This is a genomic window from Kocuria sp. ICS0012 (assembly GCF_001665945.1).
GTDB classification, from domain to species: domain Bacteria; phylum Actinomycetota; class Actinomycetes; order Actinomycetales; family Micrococcaceae; genus Kocuria; species Kocuria marina.
The window spans coordinates 73,671-89,765 of sequence record NZ_LZMM01000033.1; the positions used below are offsets into that span (position 1 = coordinate 73,671).

A 16,095-nucleotide genomic window follows, 5' to 3' on the forward strand; every position below is an offset into this window, starting at 1 on the left:
GCTCAGTTCTCGTCGTCGGAGGACTCGGCCGGGGCCTCGGACTCGGCCACGACGGGCGCGAGGGACAGCTTGCCGCGGTCGTCCACCTTGGTGATCTCCACCTGGACCTTCTGGCCCACGGACACGACGTCGTCGACCTCGTTGACGCGCTTGTTGTCGTTGAGCTTGCGCATCTCGGAGATGTGGAGCAGACCATCCTTGCCCGGGGTCAGGGACACGAACGCACCGAACGTGGTGGTCTTGACCACGGTGCCCAGGTAGCGCTCGCCCACCTCGGGGACCTGCGGGTTGGCGATCGCGTTGATCGCCGAGCGCGCGGCCTCCGCGGAGGGGCCATCCGTGGCGCCGATGTACACGGTGCCGTCGTCCTCGATGGAGATGTCGGTGCCGGTGTCCTCCTGGATCTGGTTGATCATCTTGCCCTTGGGGCCGATCACCTCACCGATCTTGGACACGGGCACGTTCACCGAGATCACGCGCGGCGCGAACTCGCTCATCTCGTCCGGGGCGTCGATCGCGGAGGTCAGCACGTCCAGGATGTAGAGCCGGGCCTCGCGCGCCTGGGTCAGGGCCGAGGCCAGGACCGAGGCGGGGATACCGTCCAGCTTGGTGTCCAGCTGGATCGCGGTCACGAACTCGGACGTACCGGCGACCTTGAAGTCCATATCACCCAGCGCGTCCTCCGCACCGAGGATGTCGGTCAGGGCCGCGTACTGGACCTCGCCGTTGACGGTGTCGGAGACCAGGCCCATGGCGATACCGGCCACGGGAGCGCGCAGCGGCACACCGGCGTTGTACAGCGACAGCGTGGACGCGCACACGGAACCCATGGACGTGGAGCCGTTGGATCCCAGCGCTTCGGAGACCTGACGGATCGCGTACGGGAACTCCTCCCGAGAGGGCAGCACGGGCGTGATCGCACGCTCGGCGAGCGCGCCGTGACCGATCTCGCGGCGCTTGGGCGAACCCACGCGGCCGGTCTCACCCGTGGAGTACGGGGGGAAGTTGTAGTGGTGGATGTAACGCTTGTGCTTGACCGGGGCCAGCGAGTCGATCTGCTGCTCCAGCTTGAGCATGTTCAGCGTGGTGACACCCATGATCTGGGTCTCTCCGCGCTCGAACAGCGCGGAACCGTGCACGCGCGGGAGCACGTCCACCTCGGCGCTGAGCTGACGGATGTCCGTGAGACCGCGGCCGTCGATGCGCACCTTGTCCTTGAGGATGCGCTGGCGCACGGTCTGCTTGGTCAGGGCCTGGTAGGCACCGTTGACCTCGTCCGCGCGGCCCTCGAAGGCCTTGCCCTCGCCCGTGAGCTCGGACAGCGTGGACTGGTGCAGTTCGTCGGTCGCGGCCTCGCGCTCCTGCTTGCCGGCGATCGAGTAGACCTCCGCCATGCGCTCGCCCACGAAGTCCTTGACGGCCTCGGCGGCGTCGTCCCCGTACCCGCCGAAGCGAGGCAGGTCCAGCTCGGGCTTGGCGGTGCGGGAGGCGAGATCCGCCTGGGCGTCGCACAGGGCCTTGATGAACGGCTTGGCGGCCTCGAGGCCCTCGGCCACGAGCTCCTCGGTCGGTGCGACCGCGCCCTGGCCCTTGATGAGCTCCCAGGCGTTGTCGGTGGCCTCGGCCTCGACCATCATGATCGCGACGTCCGAGCCGCCGTCCTTGGTGCTCACCACGCGGCCGGCCACGGCCATGTCGAACACGGCGTTCTCCAGCTGCGAGTGCTTGGGGAACGCGATCCACTGATGGGAACCGTTCTCCTGGGCCATGAGCGCCATGCGCACGCCGCCCACGGGGCCCTGGAAGGGCAGCCCGGACAGGGTCGTGGACATGGACGCGGCGTTGATCGCCACGGTGTTGTAGATCTCGTCCGGGGCGATGGACGTGACGGTCACGACCACCTGCACCTCGTTGCGCAGGCCCTTGCCGAACGCGGGGCGCAGCGGGCGGTCGATCAGACGGCACGTGAGGATCGCGTCCGTGGACGGGCGACCCTCACGGCGGAAGAACGAACCGGGGATGCGACCTGCGGCGTACATCCGCTCCTCGACGTCCACCGTGAGCGGGAAGAAGTCGAAGCCCTCCCGCGGGTGCTTGCCCACGGCCGTGGCCGAGAGCATGGAGGTCTCTTCGTCGATGTAGACCATGGCCGAACCCGCGGCCTGGCGGGCGAGTCGGCCGGTTTCGAAGCGCACGACGCGCTTGCCGTACGAGCCGTTGTCGATGACGGCTTCTGCACTCTGGATTTCGGGACCCTCCAAGGGTCACCTCCGTTTCTTCGTGGTGCGCGATCCGCGCGACACACCGGTCTTCGATCGAGGCGCTCGCAGCGCGTGAGCGTTGCGAAGGCCACTGTCGAGGACCGCGACATGCAGCGCGGTCACGCCATGACGTGATTTCTCGTTGGACTGTCCGGACACGCGGTCCGGGTGGCGGTGTTCGTCACGAACAGCGCCGGTTGCGGCGGTTCCCCGCGCTCCGACAGGGGCACGGGGAACCGGTCACATCACTTGCGCAGGCCGAGGCGCTCGATGAGCGCACGGTAGCGGGCGATGTCGGTGCGACGCAGGTAGTCCAGCATGCGACGACGCCGTCCCACCAGGGCCATGAGGCCACGGCGGGTGTGGTGGTCGTGCTTGTGCATCTTCAGGTGCTCGGTCAGATCGGAGATCCGACGGGACAGCACCGCGATCTGCACCTCGGGCGAACCGGTGTCACCCTCGTGCGTCGCGTACTCGGTGATGATCTGGTTCTTGATCGTGGCATCCAGGGCCATGTGTAACTCCTCGAGTCAGTACCGTGACCGCCCGGTGCGCGAGATTCTCGCCCGGGGTCCGGGAGCGAGCTCCCGGGGTCGGACCGCCACGGACCGCAGTCAGACCAGCGTCCATCCTAACCGATCCTCCGCCGGGGCACCGTAAGGACCGTCACCACTCGGCGGACGACGGCGCGGCGCACCGCTGCAGGGCCCCGCACCCACACGGTGCGGCAGCGCTGTCGCCGCCCCGCGGGAGGGCCAGCGCCGTCCAACGGGAGCGACGTCGCCGCCCCGCGGGAGCGCCCCGGACGTGCGAAGCGGGACCGACCTGGAACAATGGGGGCATGCAGAAGATGAACGTCGAATCATTCAACCTGGACCACCGCAGCGTGGCCGCCCCCTACGTGCGGATCGCGGATCGGAAGGAACTGCCGGGTGGTGACACCCTCGTGAAGTACGACGTCCGCTTCACCCAGCCCAACCAGGCGCACCTGGAGATGCCGGCGGTACACTCGATCGAGCACCTCACCGCGGAGCACATGCGCAATCACACGGACGCCCTGATCGACTTCTCCCCCATGGGCTGCCAGACCGGTTTCTACGCGCTCATGCTGGGAGTGGAGACCGAGGAGTTCGAGCGCCTGCTCGAGCGCACCTTCCGGGACATCCTCGAGGCGGACGAAGTCCCGGCCGCGAACGAGGTGCAGTGCGGCTGGGGCGCCAACCACAGCCTCGAGGCCGCCCAGGATGCGGTGCGCGGATTCCTGGCCGAGCGCGAGCACTGGGACGAGGTCACGCGGTGACGGACGACGCCGCACGGTTCGCCGCGTGCGTGGGCGCACCGGCCGTCGTGGTCGCCATGGCGGAGGAGGCCGAACCGTTCCTCGCGGACGCCGACTCCCGCTGCGAGAACCCCCACGTGATCGGCGGTGCCGAGCTGTACGCCGTCGAGGCCGCGGGGCGCCCCGTGCTCGTGGTGCGTACCGGGATCGGATTGGTCAATGCCGCGTCGACCCTGAGCGTGATGCTGGAGCGGTTCGAACCGAGCGCCGTGATCTCCGCCGGTTCCGCCGGGGGCCTGCGCGCGGACGTCAACGTGGGTGACCTGGTGATCGGCACCGAGTTCCGCTACGCGGACGCGGACGCGACCGCCTTCGGGTACGAACCGGGACAGGTGCCCGGGATGCCCCCGGCCTTCGCGGCGTCGTCGGAGCTCGTGACGGCCGCGAGCAGCCTCGTGGCCGCAGAGGGCTACGCCGCGTGGCGCGGGACGATGCTCTCGGGCGGTGCGTTCGTCACGGCGCGCAACGTGGGGGCGACCCGCGAGGTGTTCCCCGAAGCCCTGAGCACGGACATGGAGACCACGGCGCTCGCGCACGTGTGCCACGACCGTGGCGTGCCCTTCCTGGCCGTGCGCGCGATCTCGGACCTGTGCGGTCCCGCCGCGGACCAGCAGTTCCACATGGAACTGGACATCGTGGCCCGGATCAGTGCCCAGGCCGTGACCGAACTGCTCGGCGGGCTCCCGCCCGTCCAGCCACCCACACGTCGAGAAGAACGAGGAACGCATGAGTGACGACAAGACCAAGGACCTGAAGGACGCCGCCCCGGACGTCGCCAAGCACGTGCTGCGCGACGGTCACGAGATCCCCCAGCTGGGGTTCGGCACGTACCCCATGGACGACGCCGAGGCCGAGGCCCTGATCCCCGAGGCCGTGTGGCGCGGCTACCGGCTCATCGACACCGCGGTGAACTACGGCAACGAACGCGGCGTGGGCCTCGGTGTGCGCTATTGCGACATCCCCCGCTCGGACCTGTTCCTCACGTCCAAGCTCCCGGGCCGGGATCACGGTACGGACAGCGTGCGGCGGTCGCTCGAGGGCACGCTCGAACGGCTCGGCACGGACTACCTGGACCTCTACCTGATCCATTGGCCCAACCCCAGCGTGGACCGGTACGTGGACACGTGGCGCGCCATGATGGCCGCGCGCGACGAGGGCCTCATCCGCTCGATCGGTGTCTCCAACTTCCTGCCCGAGCACCTCCTGCGCCTGGAGCGGGAGACCGGGGAGATGCCCGTGGTCAACCAAGTGGAGCTGCACCCGCAGTACCAGCAAGAGACCCTGCGGGCGTTCCACGAGGAGCACAAGATCCTCACCGAGGCGTGGTCCCCGCTGGGGCGCAAGACGGACCTCCTGCAGGACCCGTGGCTCGTGGAGATCGCACGCAAGGTGGGACGCACCCCGGCCCAGGTGGCGCTGCGCTGGCACGTGCAGTCGAGCATCGTGGCGATCCCCAAGTCCTCGAACACCGAGCGCATGGCGGAGAACATCGACGTGTTCGAGTGGGAACTCACGGACGAGCAGATGGAACGGGTGCGCATGCTGCACACCGGCATCAGCGGTTCGGGGTTCGACCCCTCCGTGCACGAGGAGATGTGATCAGCCCCACCGGGTGAGCTCAGTCGGTCCCGCGCGCCTGTTCCCGCAGGATGTCGCGGGACCGATTCACGTCGTCGCGCATCTGGGACACGAGCGCGTCGATCCCCCGGTAGGCCACCATCCCGCGCAGGCGTTCCACGAATTCGACCACCACGGTCTGCCCGTAGAGGTCGAAGTCCTCCACGGCCTCGTCCGGGCGGTCGATCACGTGGGCCTCGACCTGGCGGTTCACACCGTCGAACGTGGGATTCGACCCCACGGAGATCGCCGTGGGCCAGCGGGTGCCGTCCTGGTCCACGAGCCAGCCCGCGTAGACCCCATCCGCCGGGATGAACCCCGTGGCCTCGGGTGCCAGGTTGGCCGTGGGGAAGCCCAGTTCACGCCCGCGTGCGGCCCCGTGCACCACTTCCCCGCGCATGCGGTGGTGCCGGCCGAGCAGTTTGGCAGCACCGCGGATGTCCCCCGCCTCGAGGCACGAGCGCACCCACGTGGACGAGCAGCGACGGTCGTCGCTCCAGCCCACCAGACCGTTGAGTGCATCCGTGTCCTCGGGGACCAGACCCGCGACGTCGTCCACGACCTCGACCTCGAAGCCGTGTTCACGGCCGAGCTCCCTGATCACCGGCAGGTCCCCCGTGTTGTCACGCCCGAGTCGGACGTCCGACCCGATCACGAGACACACCGCGCCCAGTGGTTTCACGAGGTAGTCGACCACGAACTCCTCGGGGCTCAGCCCGGAGAACTCGAGGCTGTACGGCAGCACGAGGACGGCGTCCACGCCTGTGGCCTCAAGGGCGTCGAGCTTGTCCTCGAGACCCATGATGAGTCCGGGGTGAGATTCGGGCCGGTGCACGAGAGCCGGGTGCGGATCGAAGGTCACGACCACGGAGCGGGCCTCGAGACGCCGGGAGGTCTCGAGCAGCCGCGCGAACACGTGTTGATGACCGCGGTGGACACCGTCGAAGTTGCCGATGCTCACCACGGAGGGACCGAATCCCGGGGTGACCTCGTCCAGGCTTCTCCAGCGAATCACTGTTCTCCTCGATGTCTTCTGCGTGGTCAGGGTGTGTGCGGGCGACGTCTAGAGCCTACCGCTCCGCCGGGAGGGCCGTGTCAGCCACAACCACACGAGCCCCACGATCGGGAGCACGAGCGGCACGTAGCCGTAGCCGGCACCGAAGTGGGACCACACGCTCGCCTTGGGGAACAACTGCGGTTCCAGGACACTGAGCAGGCCCACGCCCAGCACACCCACGAGCTCCACGACCACGGCCACCGTGGCGACCCTGTGCCAGCCCGGACCGGACTTGGCCAAGGCGATCGTCGCCAGGACGTAGATCGCGGCGGAGATCGTGGACAGGATGATCGCGAGCGGGGCCACGGAGAACTCGGTGGCGAGCTGGTAGAGCGAGCGCACCCCCGCGGAGAGCGAGAAGACGGCGTACACCACGATCAGCAGCCGCCCGAACCCCGAGTTCTTCCGGTCGGATCCCGCGCGGGGCCCTGACCGCCCGAAACGGTTCTGCAGCGTGGTGCGTGAGGGCTCAGCCATGCTCGTCCTTCCCCCGGCGGCCCGTCCCGGCCGCTGCGGCGTCACTGGTAGTAGTAGATGAAGTTCATGCGGTAGACCATCACGGCCACCACGGGACCGGCGGCGGCCAGGATGAGGGTGGACCACCGCGAGCGTTCCACGAGGGACCACACGAACGTCCCCGCGGGGATCAGCAGCGCCGTGAGCAAGTAGCCCCAGTACTCGAGCAGGCTCCCGGAGGGATCCGGACCCAGCACGGGCAGGAACACTGAGCCCACCGCGTAGACCAGCAGGAACGCCTCGAGCACGAGCACGGAACCCTGGGAGAAGTCGTCCGGCGCACGGCCGCGCGCGGCCTGCACGAGGCAGATCACGCACGAGAGCGCACCCAGGACCACCGATGCCCAGAACCACCCGTCATAACCCCACAGCATCAGTCGTGCGTCCGTTCCGTTCGCTTGGTTCCGTCCTGTCCCGCTCCGGGGTCACCCGCCCCGGGTTTTTTCACGCCTGTATCATCTGGCGCCGCGGCAGCCGTGAACGTCACCCCCGCCGCGATCCCGAGCACCGACGTCGTGTACCGGCGGTCGGCGGGGCCACGGTCCTCGGCGAGGGCCACGAGTGTCCCGTCCGGTGCGAAGCATGCGACGGGCAGCTCCGCCCGGGATCCCTCGCGCCCCTCGGAGCCCGACGCCGCGGCGTCGCCGGCGGATGCGGTGTCGCCGGCGCCTGCCCCGGAACGAGACGCGGCGCCGTCGACCTGCGAAGCGCCGCCAGGATGAACCTGCGTCGCGGCGATCCTGCGCCCGTGCGACAGGTCCGTAGCCTCCCGGGCGGCGAGCTCGCGCACGGGAAACAGCCCGCGGGCGGCGTCGTCGATCGGCAGCGTCGAGACCGTGCCGCCGGCGCGCACCTGCTCCGTGAGCTCGTCGAGCGTGTGCGACTGCTCGAGCGTGAACGACCCCACGCGCGTGCGCCTCAGCGCCGTGAGGTGCCCGCCCACGCCCAGGGCCTCCCCGAGGTCGCGCGCGAGGGCGCGGATGTACGTCCCGGAGGAGCACGTCACGGTCGCATCGACATCCACCGCGGTGGGCTCAGCGTCGGTCGGCTCGCGGGAGATCCCGTGCACCGTGAACTCGTGGACGGTGACCGGTCGCGCGGGCAGCTCCACGTCCTCGCCCTTGCGCACGCGGGCGTACGAGCGCTGCCCGTCCACCTTGATCGCGCTGACCGCGGACGGGACCTGCTGGATGTCACCGGTCAGCTCGGCGACCGCGGCCAGGACGGCGTCATCGGTGAGCGCGGCAAGCCGCTCGGGCGCGGCCGTGCTCGTGACGTCCCCCTCGGCGTCGTCGGTCACGGTCGCGGCACCCAGGCGGATGCTCGCCCGGTACGTCTTGTCCGTGCCCGTGACGTAGGTCAGCAGCTTGGTGGCCTTCTCGACCCCCACGACCAGCACGCCCGACGCCGCGGGGTCCAGCGTGCCCGCGTGACCCACCTTGCGGGTCCCCGCGAGGCGGCGCATGCGTGAGACGACGTCGTGCGAGGTCCAGCCGAGCGGTTTGTCCACGACGACGAGCCCGGCCACCCTCGGGAGCGAGGGTGCCGGGCTCGGGATCTGCTGGCGATCGGTCACCGGGTCAGTCCCGCGACCGACTCTCGGGGGCTTCGTCATCCGCGTCGGACGTGCGGTAGGCGTCATCCCCCGCGGCGTACTGAGCGCCCTGGGCCTGTTCAGCCACCTGGGCGTCCTTCTCACGCGCGGTGCGCAGCAGCGACTCGAGACGTGCGGCGTCCGCGGGGATCTCGTCCGCGACGAAGGTGAGCGTGGGGGTCAGGCGCGCGGTGATGTTCCTACCCACCTCGGAGCGCAGGATGCCCTTGGCGGACTCCAGGGCCCGCGCGGTCTCCTGACGCTGCGTCTCGTCCCCGTAAACGGTGTAGTACACGGTCGCATGCTGCAGGTCGTTGGTGACCCGGGCGTCCGTGACGGTCACGAAACCCACCCGGGGGTCCTTGATCCTGCGTTCGAGCGCCTGGGCCACGATCACCTTGATGCGATCGGCCAGTCGAGCGGCGCGGGCGGCGTCGGCCATGGTGGTACTCCTCGTGTCCGGGCAACGCCGGGGCGTTGCACTGTGCGGGGGTGGTGCGCCGTGACGCGTCACCCGGTGCGATCCGCCCGTCACGGAACGGATCGCGGTGCGGGCGGAGTGCCCGCGTGATCTCGTGGGAATCACACGGGCACCCGGACCCGCTGTCACGTGGTCGCGGCCGGTGCGCTCGCGTGAGGGCACCGGCCGCGGGGACCCGTCAGTCGCGCGGCTTCTCGCGCATCTCCCAGGTCTCGATGAGGTCACCCTCGCGGATGTCGTTGAAGGAACCGAGTCCGATACCGCACTCGTAACCCTCGCGCACCTCGGTGGCGTCGTCCTTGAACCGGCGCAGCGAATCGATGGTGAGGTTGTCCTGCACCACGTTGCCGTCGCGCACCAGGCGGGCCTTGCCGTTGCGGCGCACCACACCCTTGGTGATGTACGCACCGGCGATGTTGCCCCACTTGGACGAGCGGAAGACCTCGCGGATCTCGGCGGTACCGAGCTCCACCTCCTCGTACTCCGGCTTGAGCATGCCCTTGAGCGCGCTCTCGACGTCGTCGATCGCGTTGTAGATCACGGAGTAGAACTTCATCTCCACGCCCTCGCGCTCGGCCAGGTCCGTCACGCGCTCGGCGGGACGAACGTTGAAGCCGATGATCACGGCGTTGTCCACCGTGGCCAGGTTGACGTCGTTCTGGGTGATCGCGCCCACGCCGCGGTGGATGACCCGCAGCTGGACCTCTTCGCCCACGTCGATCTTGAGCAGCGAGTCCTCAAGCGCCTCCACGGCACCGGACACGTCACCCTTGATGATGAGGTTGAGGGTATCGATCTTGCCCTCGGCCACGGCCTCGTCGAAGGACTCGAGCGTGATCCGCTTGCGGCGCTTGGCGAGTTGGGCATTGCGGTCCGCGGCCTCACGCTTCTCAGCGATCTGACGCGCGGTGCGCTCCTCCTGGGTGGCCAGGAACGTGTCACCCGCGCGCGGCACGGAGGACAGACCCAGCACCTGCACCGGGCGGGACGGCAGCGCCGCCTCCACGGTGCGGCCCATCTCGTCGAACATGGCACGCACGCGACCGTACGCGGCACCGGCCACGATCGAATCGCCCACGGTGAGGGTGCCGGACTGGACCAGCACGGTGCACACCGCGCCGCGGCCCTTGTCCAGGTTGGCTTCGATGGCGACGCCGCGGGCGTTCTTGTCCGGGTTCGCCTGCAGTTCCAGAGCGCCGTCCGCCGTGAGCACGATGGCGTCCAGCAAGTCGTCGATGTGCAGGTTCTCGCGGGCGGAGACGTCCACGAACATGGTGTCGCCGCCGTACTCCTCGGGCACCAGGCCGTACTCGGTGAGCTGACCGCGGATCTTCTCCGGGTTGGCGTCCGGCTTGTCGACCTTGTTCACGGCCACCACGATCGGCACGTTCGCCGCCTGGGCGTGGTTGAGTGCCTCGACGGTCTGCGGCATCACGCCGTCGTCCGCGGCGACCACGAGCACGGCGATGTCCGTGACCTGCGCACCACGGGCACGCATCGCGGTGAACGCCTCGTGACCCGGGGTGTCGATGAACGTGATGAGCCGTTCCTGACCGTCCACCTCGGTGGAGATCTGGTACGCACCGATGTGCTGGGTAATGCCGCCGGCCTCACCCTCGATCACCTTGGTGTTACGGATCGCGTCCAGCAGGCGGGTCTTACCGTGGTCCACGTGACCCATGACAGTGACCACCGGCGGGCGCGGTGCCAGGACGTCCTCGCCCTCAGCCTCCAGTTCCGCCTCGAGGTCGATGTCGAAGGACTCGAGCAGCTCGCGCTCCTCGTCCTCCGGGGAGACCACCTGGATCTGGTAGCCGAGCTCGGCACCCAGCAGCTGGAAGGTGTCCTCGTCCAGGGACTGGGTCTGCGTGGCCATCTCACCCAGGTGGATGAGCACGGTCACGAGCGACGCCGGGTTCGCGTTGATCTTCTCCGCGAAGTCCATGAGCGAGGCACCGCGGCGCAGCCGCACCACAGTGCTGCCGTCGCCGTGGGGAACCGACACGCCGCCGACGGCGGGTGCGCTCATCTGCTCGAGCTCCTGGCGCTTCGCCCGCTTCGACTTGCGGTGCTTGCCGCGGGCACCACCGCGGCCGAAGGCACCTTGCGTGCCACCGCGGCCACCGCGGCCGCGGAAACCACCGCCGCCACCGGTACCACCACCGCCGGCGCCACCACCGCGGCGGGGTCCCCCACCGGGTGCCGGGCGGCTACCGATCGGGGCCACACCCGTGGTGTGACCGGGCATCATGTTCGGCGAGGGGCGGGGCCCACCGGGACGGGGGCCGCCCTGACCCGTTCGCGGTGCACCCGTACGGGGCGCACCGGGACGCGGGCCACCCTGGCCCGCCTGAGCGGGACGAGGGCCACCCGGACGGGGACCGCCGGGACGGGGTCCGCCCTGACCGGCATTGCTCGAACGCATCCCCTGCTGGGACGCGAACGGGTTGTTCCCCGGACGCGGTGCTCCGGGCTTGGCCGAGCGCTGCTGGCCGGGGCGCGGCGCACGCTGACCACCGTCGGAACCGCGGCCCATGCCCTGCTGGGACGCGAACGGGTTGTTCCCCGGACGCGGTGCGGACTGACCCGGCTTGGCACTACCGGGCTTGGGAACGTTGGCACGGGGGCCCGGGGTCGCCGCACTGCGCGGCGTGGCCGAGTCGGAGGCGGCGGGCTTGGAGGCAGCGGGCTTCGCGACCGGGGTCTCGGAGGCTTGGTGCTCGGACACCGGCTTCGCGGGGGCCTTGGGGGCACCCGGGGTCGGCGCGGCGAATCCGGCAGCGGGCTTGGCCGCGGCGTCGGAACCGGCGGGCTTGGACTGGACCCTGCCCCCGGGCTTGGGCGCGGAGGACTTCTCCGCGGGCTTCCTGGCGCCCTGCTGCGCGGGCTTGCCGGAGTTGCCCCCGGCGGAATTCTTGGACTGGGCGGCGGAATCGCCGCCGGCGGGGTACGCCGAACGCAGTTTCTTGGCCACGGGCGGTTCCACCGTGGAGGACGCTCCGCGAACGAATTCGCCGAGTTCCTGAAGTTTGGAAATAGCTTCCTTGGACGTGATTCCGAGCTCTTTGGCGAGCTCGTGGACACGGGGCTTGGCCACTGTTCTCCTGTCTCGGTCCGCACCGAAACAGGTACGAACCGCTTATTTTCCGTTGACGTGGCCACCGGACGCACACGTGCGTCCCGCGTGGCCGCGGGTTGAGTACTCGAAGGCACTCATCGGCCGGCACTCATTGGTTTTCCATGGGCTTCTGACTCGCTTTCCTGGTGTTCGTCCTCCTGCACCGGCAGGAGGACGCGCAGCTGTTGCTCGAGGTCGTCCGTGGTCACGGCGGTACGGAACGAGCGATGGAACGCCCGTTTGCGCACCGCGGTGGCAACGCACTGCCGGGTGGCGTGCACCCAGGCTCCTCGGCCTCCCGCTCGGCGGTGAAGATCCGCCACGACCCGGGGGCCCTGCGGTGTGTCCTCCATCGTCACGCGGACGAGTTGATCAGGGGGGCTCACCTCTCGGCACCCCACACAGGTACGAAGACTGTTGACGCTCATCCCCGCTCCTCATGACCCGTCGTCCGGTTTTCAGGCGGCACGGAACCGCGCGGAAGGACGATGGTCGACCTGATCAGAGCAAAGTCTAGCGCGCCGCGCCGGATTCCCCCGAATCCTGGGGTTGTTCAGCGATCCGTCGCGCGGGATTCGGGGACGATGTCGATGCGCCACCCCGTGAGCCGCGCGGCCAGGCGGGCGTTCTGCCCCTCCTTGCCGATCGCGAGGGACAGCTGGGCGTCCGGGACGACGGCGCGCGCGGAGCGGGCACCCTCGTCCAGCACGTTCACCCGGGACACCCGCGCCGGGGACAGGGCGTTGCCAATGAACCGGGCGGGATCGTCCGAGTAGTCGATGATGTCGATCTTCTCGTCTCCGAGCTCGTTCATCACCGCGCGCACGCGCGAACCCATGTCACCGATGCACGCACCCTTGGCGTTGGCCCCGGGGCGCTTGGCGGCCACGGCCATCTTGGTGCGGTGCCCGGCCTCGCGCGCCAGGGTCACGATCTCCACGGAACCGTCCGCGATCTCGGGGACCTCCATCTCGAACAGTCGGCGCACCAGATCCGGGTGGGAGCGGGACAGCGTGATGGACGGGCCCTTGAACCCGCGCTTGGCCTCCACGACGAACGCGCGGATCCGCTGACCGTGCTCGTAGCGCTCCCCGGGGACCTGCTCGTGCGGCGGCAGCAGTCCCTCCACGGTGCCCAGGTTCACCTGGACCATCTTGGGGTTGTTGCCCTGCTGGATCTGACCGGAGACGAGTTCCCCCTCACGGCCCTTGAAGTGACCCAGGACGTTGTCGTCCTCGACGTCGCGCAGCTTCTGCAGGATGACCTGGCGCGCGGTCGCGGCGGCGATACGTCCGAAACCGGACGGGGTGTCATCGAACTCGCCCACCCGCTCGTCGTTCTCGTCCAGCTCGGGAGCCCAGATGGTCACGTGTCCACTGCGACGATCGACCTCGGCACGGGCGCCGTTGATGGCCCCGGGCGAGCGCATGTACGCGAGCAGCAGGGCCTGTTCGATCGTGGGGATCAGCACGTCCACGGGGATGTCGCGCTCGCGTTCCAGCAAGCGCAGGGTGCTCATGTCGATGTCCATGTGTCCGGCCTTCCTTCGCACCACGCGGGGGTTCCGCACCGTGTTCGGGGCCGGGAACCAAACAGCGCGCCGCACGCGGGGTGCGGAGCGCTGCTGCATGGGTCTGTCTCGTGTTCTTCCGGCTATCGTACATCCCCGCGGGGACGTCAGATCTCCACCTCCACCTTGGCACCGCGCACGTCCGCGTAGGCCACGCGCTCGGGGTCCAGGTACTTCACCGGCATTCCCTTCTTGGGTTGGTGCCAGCGCTGGACCACGGCGTGGTCCTCGTGCGCCTCGAGCAGCCGCGCCGAGTAGCGCTCCCCCTCCGCGGGCCGGATCCGCACGAGGTGACCCACGCTGCGCCGCCAGTGCCGCGGCGTCTCCAGGTCGCGCGTGGCCCCCGGCGAGGACACCTCGAGTTCGTAGGGCGGGCCGGGCACGGGGTCGTCACGGTCCAGGGCGTCGGAGACCTGCCGCGCCACCTCCGCCACGCGGTCCAGGCTCAGCGAGTCCGTACCGTCCGGCAGGTCCACGAGCACGCGTAGCGTTCGGTTCCCGCCCTGGCCCGTGAACTCGCACTGTTCCAGGAAGAGCCCGGCGGCCTCGACCACCGGTTCCACGCTCGCGCGGATGCGCGCCTCGTCCATTGTCGTCATGTCCGTCCTCCTCGTGCGGCTCGCGGGGTCACCGCGCCGCGTTCGTCCTGCGTGCTGCTCCCTATCATGGAACAGACCCGTCCCCCGGAGGAATTCGTGAGTTCTCGCCCGCCCGCACCTCCCGCCCGCGCCTGGCGCGTCCTGGCCGAGGCGCTCACCCTGGCCCTGGTGCTCGTGCTCGCCGCGGGTTCGTGGGCTCGTTGGCGTTCGTTGTCCGACGACGACGCCGCACGCCTCGGCGCGCGCGCGACCGTCGCCTCCGTGCGCACGGACCTGCACCCCGATCCCTCGGTCCTTCCCGACGCCGTCCTGGCGGATCAGGAGGCCGCGTTCGGTCCGGCGGCAACTCCCTCCCAGGCCCGCCACCTCGAGGCACGCGGTACCGGGGCCCCGCCGAGTTCACTGGCCGACGCCGCAGCATGGCTCGAGGACGTCGCCAGGACCTCGCCGAACGGGGAGCTGGCGGCCACCGCCGCGAGCGTCGCGGCGTCGTGGTGGGCGGCGGAGCCACCACCGGCTGGCGCGGACCCCACCGCACGCCGAACAGAAGAGAGCGAGGCGGGTTCGGGGGCCGGTTCCCCCGCAACGTCGGACGGATCCGCAGGGGAACGGGACGGTGACGGCCCTGGCAGCGGAGCGGCATCGAAAGTAGCCACCAAGGAAGGGGACGGCGAGGACACCGACGACGACGCGGCGTCGTCGTGCGAACCTGCGCAGCTCGCCGCGGTCACGGCCCTGGACCGTGCGCGGTTCACCGCCGAGGCGGCCGCTGCGCGGATCCCGGCCGACGCCGCACAGAGGGGCACCATGGACGCGGTCACGGACACGCTCGATGCCACGCTGCGTGAGCCGGCGTTGACTCCGATGTTGTCGTGCGATCCCGCACCCGTCGCGGGCGGTCACGTCCTGCCCGCCGGCTTCGCGGAGGACCCCACCCGAGCGGTGGGCGGGGCACTGCGCGAGGCGAGCGCCGCCCTCGTGTCCGCCGTGGGGGCGTCGTCGCCCGAGGACCGGGACTGGCTGCTCACGGCGCTGCTGGAGACGGCCGTCGCAGCGCAGCGCCTGGACCCCGAACACCCGGTGCCCGCCCTGCCGGGGAGGGACTGACGCGCGGCGCACGCGCCGGTCAGCGACCCGTGAGGACGTCCCACCCGAGCTTGGCGATCAACACCGTGACCACTGTAAAGAAGACCACGCGGATGAACGCGCTGCCCCGGGCCACCGCGGTGCGTGCGCCGAGGTAACCCCCGGCCATGTTGCTGAGCCCGAGCACGAGACCCAGCCCCCACAGGACGGAACCGTGCGCGGCGAAGACCGCGATGGCGCCGATGTTCGTGGCCAGGTTGACGATCTTGGCCTTCGCGCTCGCCGCGAGGAAGCTGTAGCCCAGTAACGATACGAGCCCGATGATCAGGAACGACCCCGTTCCCGGGCCCATGACGCCGTCGTAGAAACCGATCAGGGCGCCCAGCGCGACAGCCAGTCCGTAGTGCCGCGCGCCGGTGTGTCGCAGCGCGGTCAGCTGACCCATGGACGGCTTGGCCACCGTGAACACGAGCACGGCGATCAGCGCGAGCACGATGATCGGCTTGAACACCGCGGCCGGGAGTGCGGCGGCCACGGCCGCACCCGCCCCCGACGCGACGAGGGCCACGACGGCCATGGGCAGCGCGGTGCGCAGGTCCGGGTGGACGCGACGGTAGAACGTCACCGCGGACGTGGTCGTGCCGAAGACCGAGCCCATCTTGTTCGTCGCGAGCGCCTGGACCGGTGTGATGCCCGGGATCAGCAGCATCACGGGCAGTTGGAGCAACCCTCCACCGCCCACCACGGCGTCGATGAACCCCGCGGCGAAACCCGTGAGCACCAGCAGCACGACGAAGCCGGAGGCGGCGGAGTCCAGACCGGAGCCCGCGAGGGAGGACAGGTCCATGACGGAACAC

At 69.9% G+C, this 16,095-nt stretch carries 16 protein-coding genes; 4 read left to right on the forward strand and 12 right to left on the reverse strand.

All coding sequences use genetic code 11. The annotated features are described in order from the left end of the window. Positions 1-2 precede the first annotated feature (2 nt). A complete protein-coding gene (locus A5728_RS04845; protein ID WP_064845961.1) occupies positions 3-2,261 on the reverse strand; it encodes a polyribonucleotide nucleotidyltransferase in 2,259 nt (752 codons plus the stop codon). Between the two features lie 245 nt (positions 2,262-2,506). Continuing rightward, positions 2,507-2,776, reverse strand: coding sequence for a 30S ribosomal protein S15 (rpsO, locus tag A5728_RS04850; RefSeq protein WP_035963435.1), 270 nt, complete (start codon positions 2,774-2,776; stop codon positions 2,507-2,509). Between the two features lie 326 nt (positions 2,777-3,102). On the opposite strand from rpsO, the gene A5728_RS04855 reads away from it, so the two are divergent. Genes A5728_RS04855 through A5728_RS04865 form a run of 3 tightly spaced genes read left to right on the forward strand, consistent with a single transcriptional unit; the run spans position 3,103 to position 5,199 of the window. Then, entirely contained in the window at positions 3,103-3,561 is a 459-nt protein-coding gene (locus A5728_RS04855; RefSeq protein ID WP_035963447.1) for an S-ribosylhomocysteine lyase, read from the forward strand. Beyond that, positions 3,558-4,334, forward strand: coding sequence for a 5'-methylthioadenosine/adenosylhomocysteine nucleosidase (locus A5728_RS04860; protein WP_231885512.1), 777 nt, complete (start codon positions 3,558-3,560; stop codon positions 4,332-4,334). Before A5728_RS04855 ends, A5728_RS04860 begins: the two co-directional genes overlap by 4 nt. Next, positions 4,327-5,199 (forward strand): aldo/keto reductase, encoded by an 873-nt coding sequence (locus A5728_RS04865; RefSeq protein ID WP_064845962.1) that lies wholly within the window; start codon positions 4,327-4,329, stop codon positions 5,197-5,199. The genes A5728_RS04860 and A5728_RS04865 overlap by 8 nt, the downstream gene beginning before the upstream one ends. 19 nt (positions 5,200-5,218) lie before the next feature. Here the strand turns inward: A5728_RS04865 and A5728_RS04870 are convergent, their stop codons facing one another. The 9 genes from A5728_RS04870 to rimP all read right to left on the reverse strand — a co-directional run bounded on the left by A5728_RS04870 (position 5,219) and on the right by rimP (position 14,152). Next, on the reverse strand, positions 5,219-6,232 hold the full coding sequence (locus A5728_RS04870; protein ID WP_064845963.1) for a bifunctional riboflavin kinase/FAD synthetase: 1,014 nt from the start codon (positions 6,230-6,232) through the stop codon (positions 5,219-5,221). Between the two features lie 48 nt (positions 6,233-6,280). Continuing rightward, complete coding sequence (locus A5728_RS04875) at positions 6,281-6,751, reverse strand: hypothetical protein (RefSeq protein WP_193519683.1); 471 nt, start codon at positions 6,749-6,751, stop codon at positions 6,281-6,283. A gap of 41 nt (positions 6,752-6,792) precedes the next feature. After that, the gene (locus A5728_RS04880; RefSeq protein WP_035963481.1) at positions 6,793-7,164 is read right to left on the reverse strand and encodes a hypothetical protein; all 372 of its coding nucleotides are present in this window, start codon (positions 7,162-7,164) and stop codon (positions 6,793-6,795) included. Next, a complete protein-coding gene (gene truB / locus A5728_RS04885) occupies positions 7,164-8,366 on the reverse strand; it encodes a tRNA pseudouridine(55) synthase TruB (protein WP_231885513.1) in 1,203 nt (400 codons plus the stop codon). Before truB ends, A5728_RS04880 begins: the two co-directional genes overlap by 1 nt. 4 nt (positions 8,367-8,370) lie before the next feature. Continuing rightward, positions 8,371-8,826, reverse strand: coding sequence for a 30S ribosome-binding factor RbfA (gene rbfA, locus A5728_RS04890; protein ID WP_064845964.1), 456 nt, complete (start codon positions 8,824-8,826; stop codon positions 8,371-8,373). 217 nt (positions 8,827-9,043) lie between these two features. Beyond that, positions 9,044-11,962, reverse strand: coding sequence for a translation initiation factor IF-2 (gene infB / locus A5728_RS04895; protein ID WP_064845965.1), 2,919 nt, complete (start codon positions 11,960-11,962; stop codon positions 9,044-9,046). Between the two features lie 116 nt (positions 11,963-12,078). Further along, positions 12,079-12,411 (reverse strand): YlxR family protein, encoded by a 333-nt coding sequence (locus tag A5728_RS04900; RefSeq protein ID WP_064845966.1) that lies wholly within the window; start codon positions 12,409-12,411, stop codon positions 12,079-12,081. A gap of 125 nt (positions 12,412-12,536) precedes the next feature. Then, positions 12,537-13,514, reverse strand: a complete 978-nt coding sequence (nusA, locus tag A5728_RS04905) for a transcription termination factor NusA (protein ID WP_064845967.1) — start codon at positions 13,512-13,514, stop codon at positions 12,537-12,539. 146 nt (positions 13,515-13,660) lie between these two features. Beyond that, a complete protein-coding gene (rimP, locus tag A5728_RS04910) occupies positions 13,661-14,152 on the reverse strand; it encodes a ribosome maturation factor RimP (protein WP_064845968.1) in 492 nt (163 codons plus the stop codon). 96 nt (positions 14,153-14,248) lie between these two features. Between rimP and A5728_RS04915 the strand changes: the two genes are divergently transcribed. Further along, positions 14,249-15,259 carry a hypothetical protein gene (locus tag A5728_RS04915; RefSeq protein ID WP_156523386.1) on the forward strand — a complete coding sequence of 337 codons (1,011 nt, stop codon included), beginning with the start codon at positions 14,249-14,251 and terminating at the stop codon, positions 15,257-15,259. Between the two features lie 19 nt (positions 15,260-15,278). On the opposite strand, the gene A5728_RS04920 is transcribed toward A5728_RS04915, so the two are convergent. After that, on the reverse strand, positions 15,279-16,085 hold the full coding sequence (locus A5728_RS04920) for a TSUP family transporter (RefSeq protein WP_064845970.1): 807 nt from the start codon (positions 16,083-16,085) through the stop codon (positions 15,279-15,281). Positions 16,086-16,095 lie beyond the last annotated feature (10 nt).

What these genes read in the sequence shown, in the direction of transcription:
- rpsO (WP_035963435.1), bottom strand. Translation starts at nt 2,776, where the DNA reads ATGGCCCTGGATGCCACGATCAAGAACCAGATCATCACCGAGTACGCG.
- A5728_RS04855 (WP_035963447.1), top strand. Translation starts at nt 3,103, where the DNA reads ATGCAGAAGATGAACGTCGAATCATTCAACCTGGACCACCGCAGCGTG.
- A5728_RS04865 (WP_064845962.1), top strand. Translation starts at nt 4,327, where the DNA reads ATGAGTGACGACAAGACCAAGGACCTGAAGGACGCCGCCCCGGACGTC.
- A5728_RS04875 (WP_193519683.1), bottom strand. Translation starts at nt 6,751, where the DNA reads ATGGCTGAGCCCTCACGCACCACGCTGCAGAACCGTTTCGGGCGGTCA.
- A5728_RS04880 (WP_035963481.1), bottom strand. Translation starts at nt 7,164, where the DNA reads ATGCTGTGGGGTTATGACGGGTGGTTCTGGGCATCGGTGGTCCTGGGT.
- rbfA (WP_064845964.1), bottom strand. Translation starts at nt 8,826, where the DNA reads ATGGCCGACGCCGCCCGCGCCGCTCGACTGGCCGATCGCATCAAGGTG.
- A5728_RS04900 (WP_064845966.1), bottom strand. Translation starts at nt 12,411, where the DNA reads ATGAGCGTCAACAGTCTTCGTACCTGTGTGGGGTGCCGAGAGGTGAGC.
- nusA (WP_064845967.1), bottom strand. Translation starts at nt 13,514, where the DNA reads ATGGACATCGACATGAGCACCCTGCGCTTGCTGGAACGCGAGCGCGAC.
- rimP (WP_064845968.1), bottom strand. Translation starts at nt 14,152, where the DNA reads ATGACGACAATGGACGAGGCGCGCATCCGCGCGAGCGTGGAACCGGTG.
- A5728_RS04920 (WP_064845970.1), bottom strand. Translation starts at nt 16,085, where the DNA reads ATGGACCTGTCCTCCCTCGCGGGCTCCGGTCTGGACTCCGCCGCCTCC.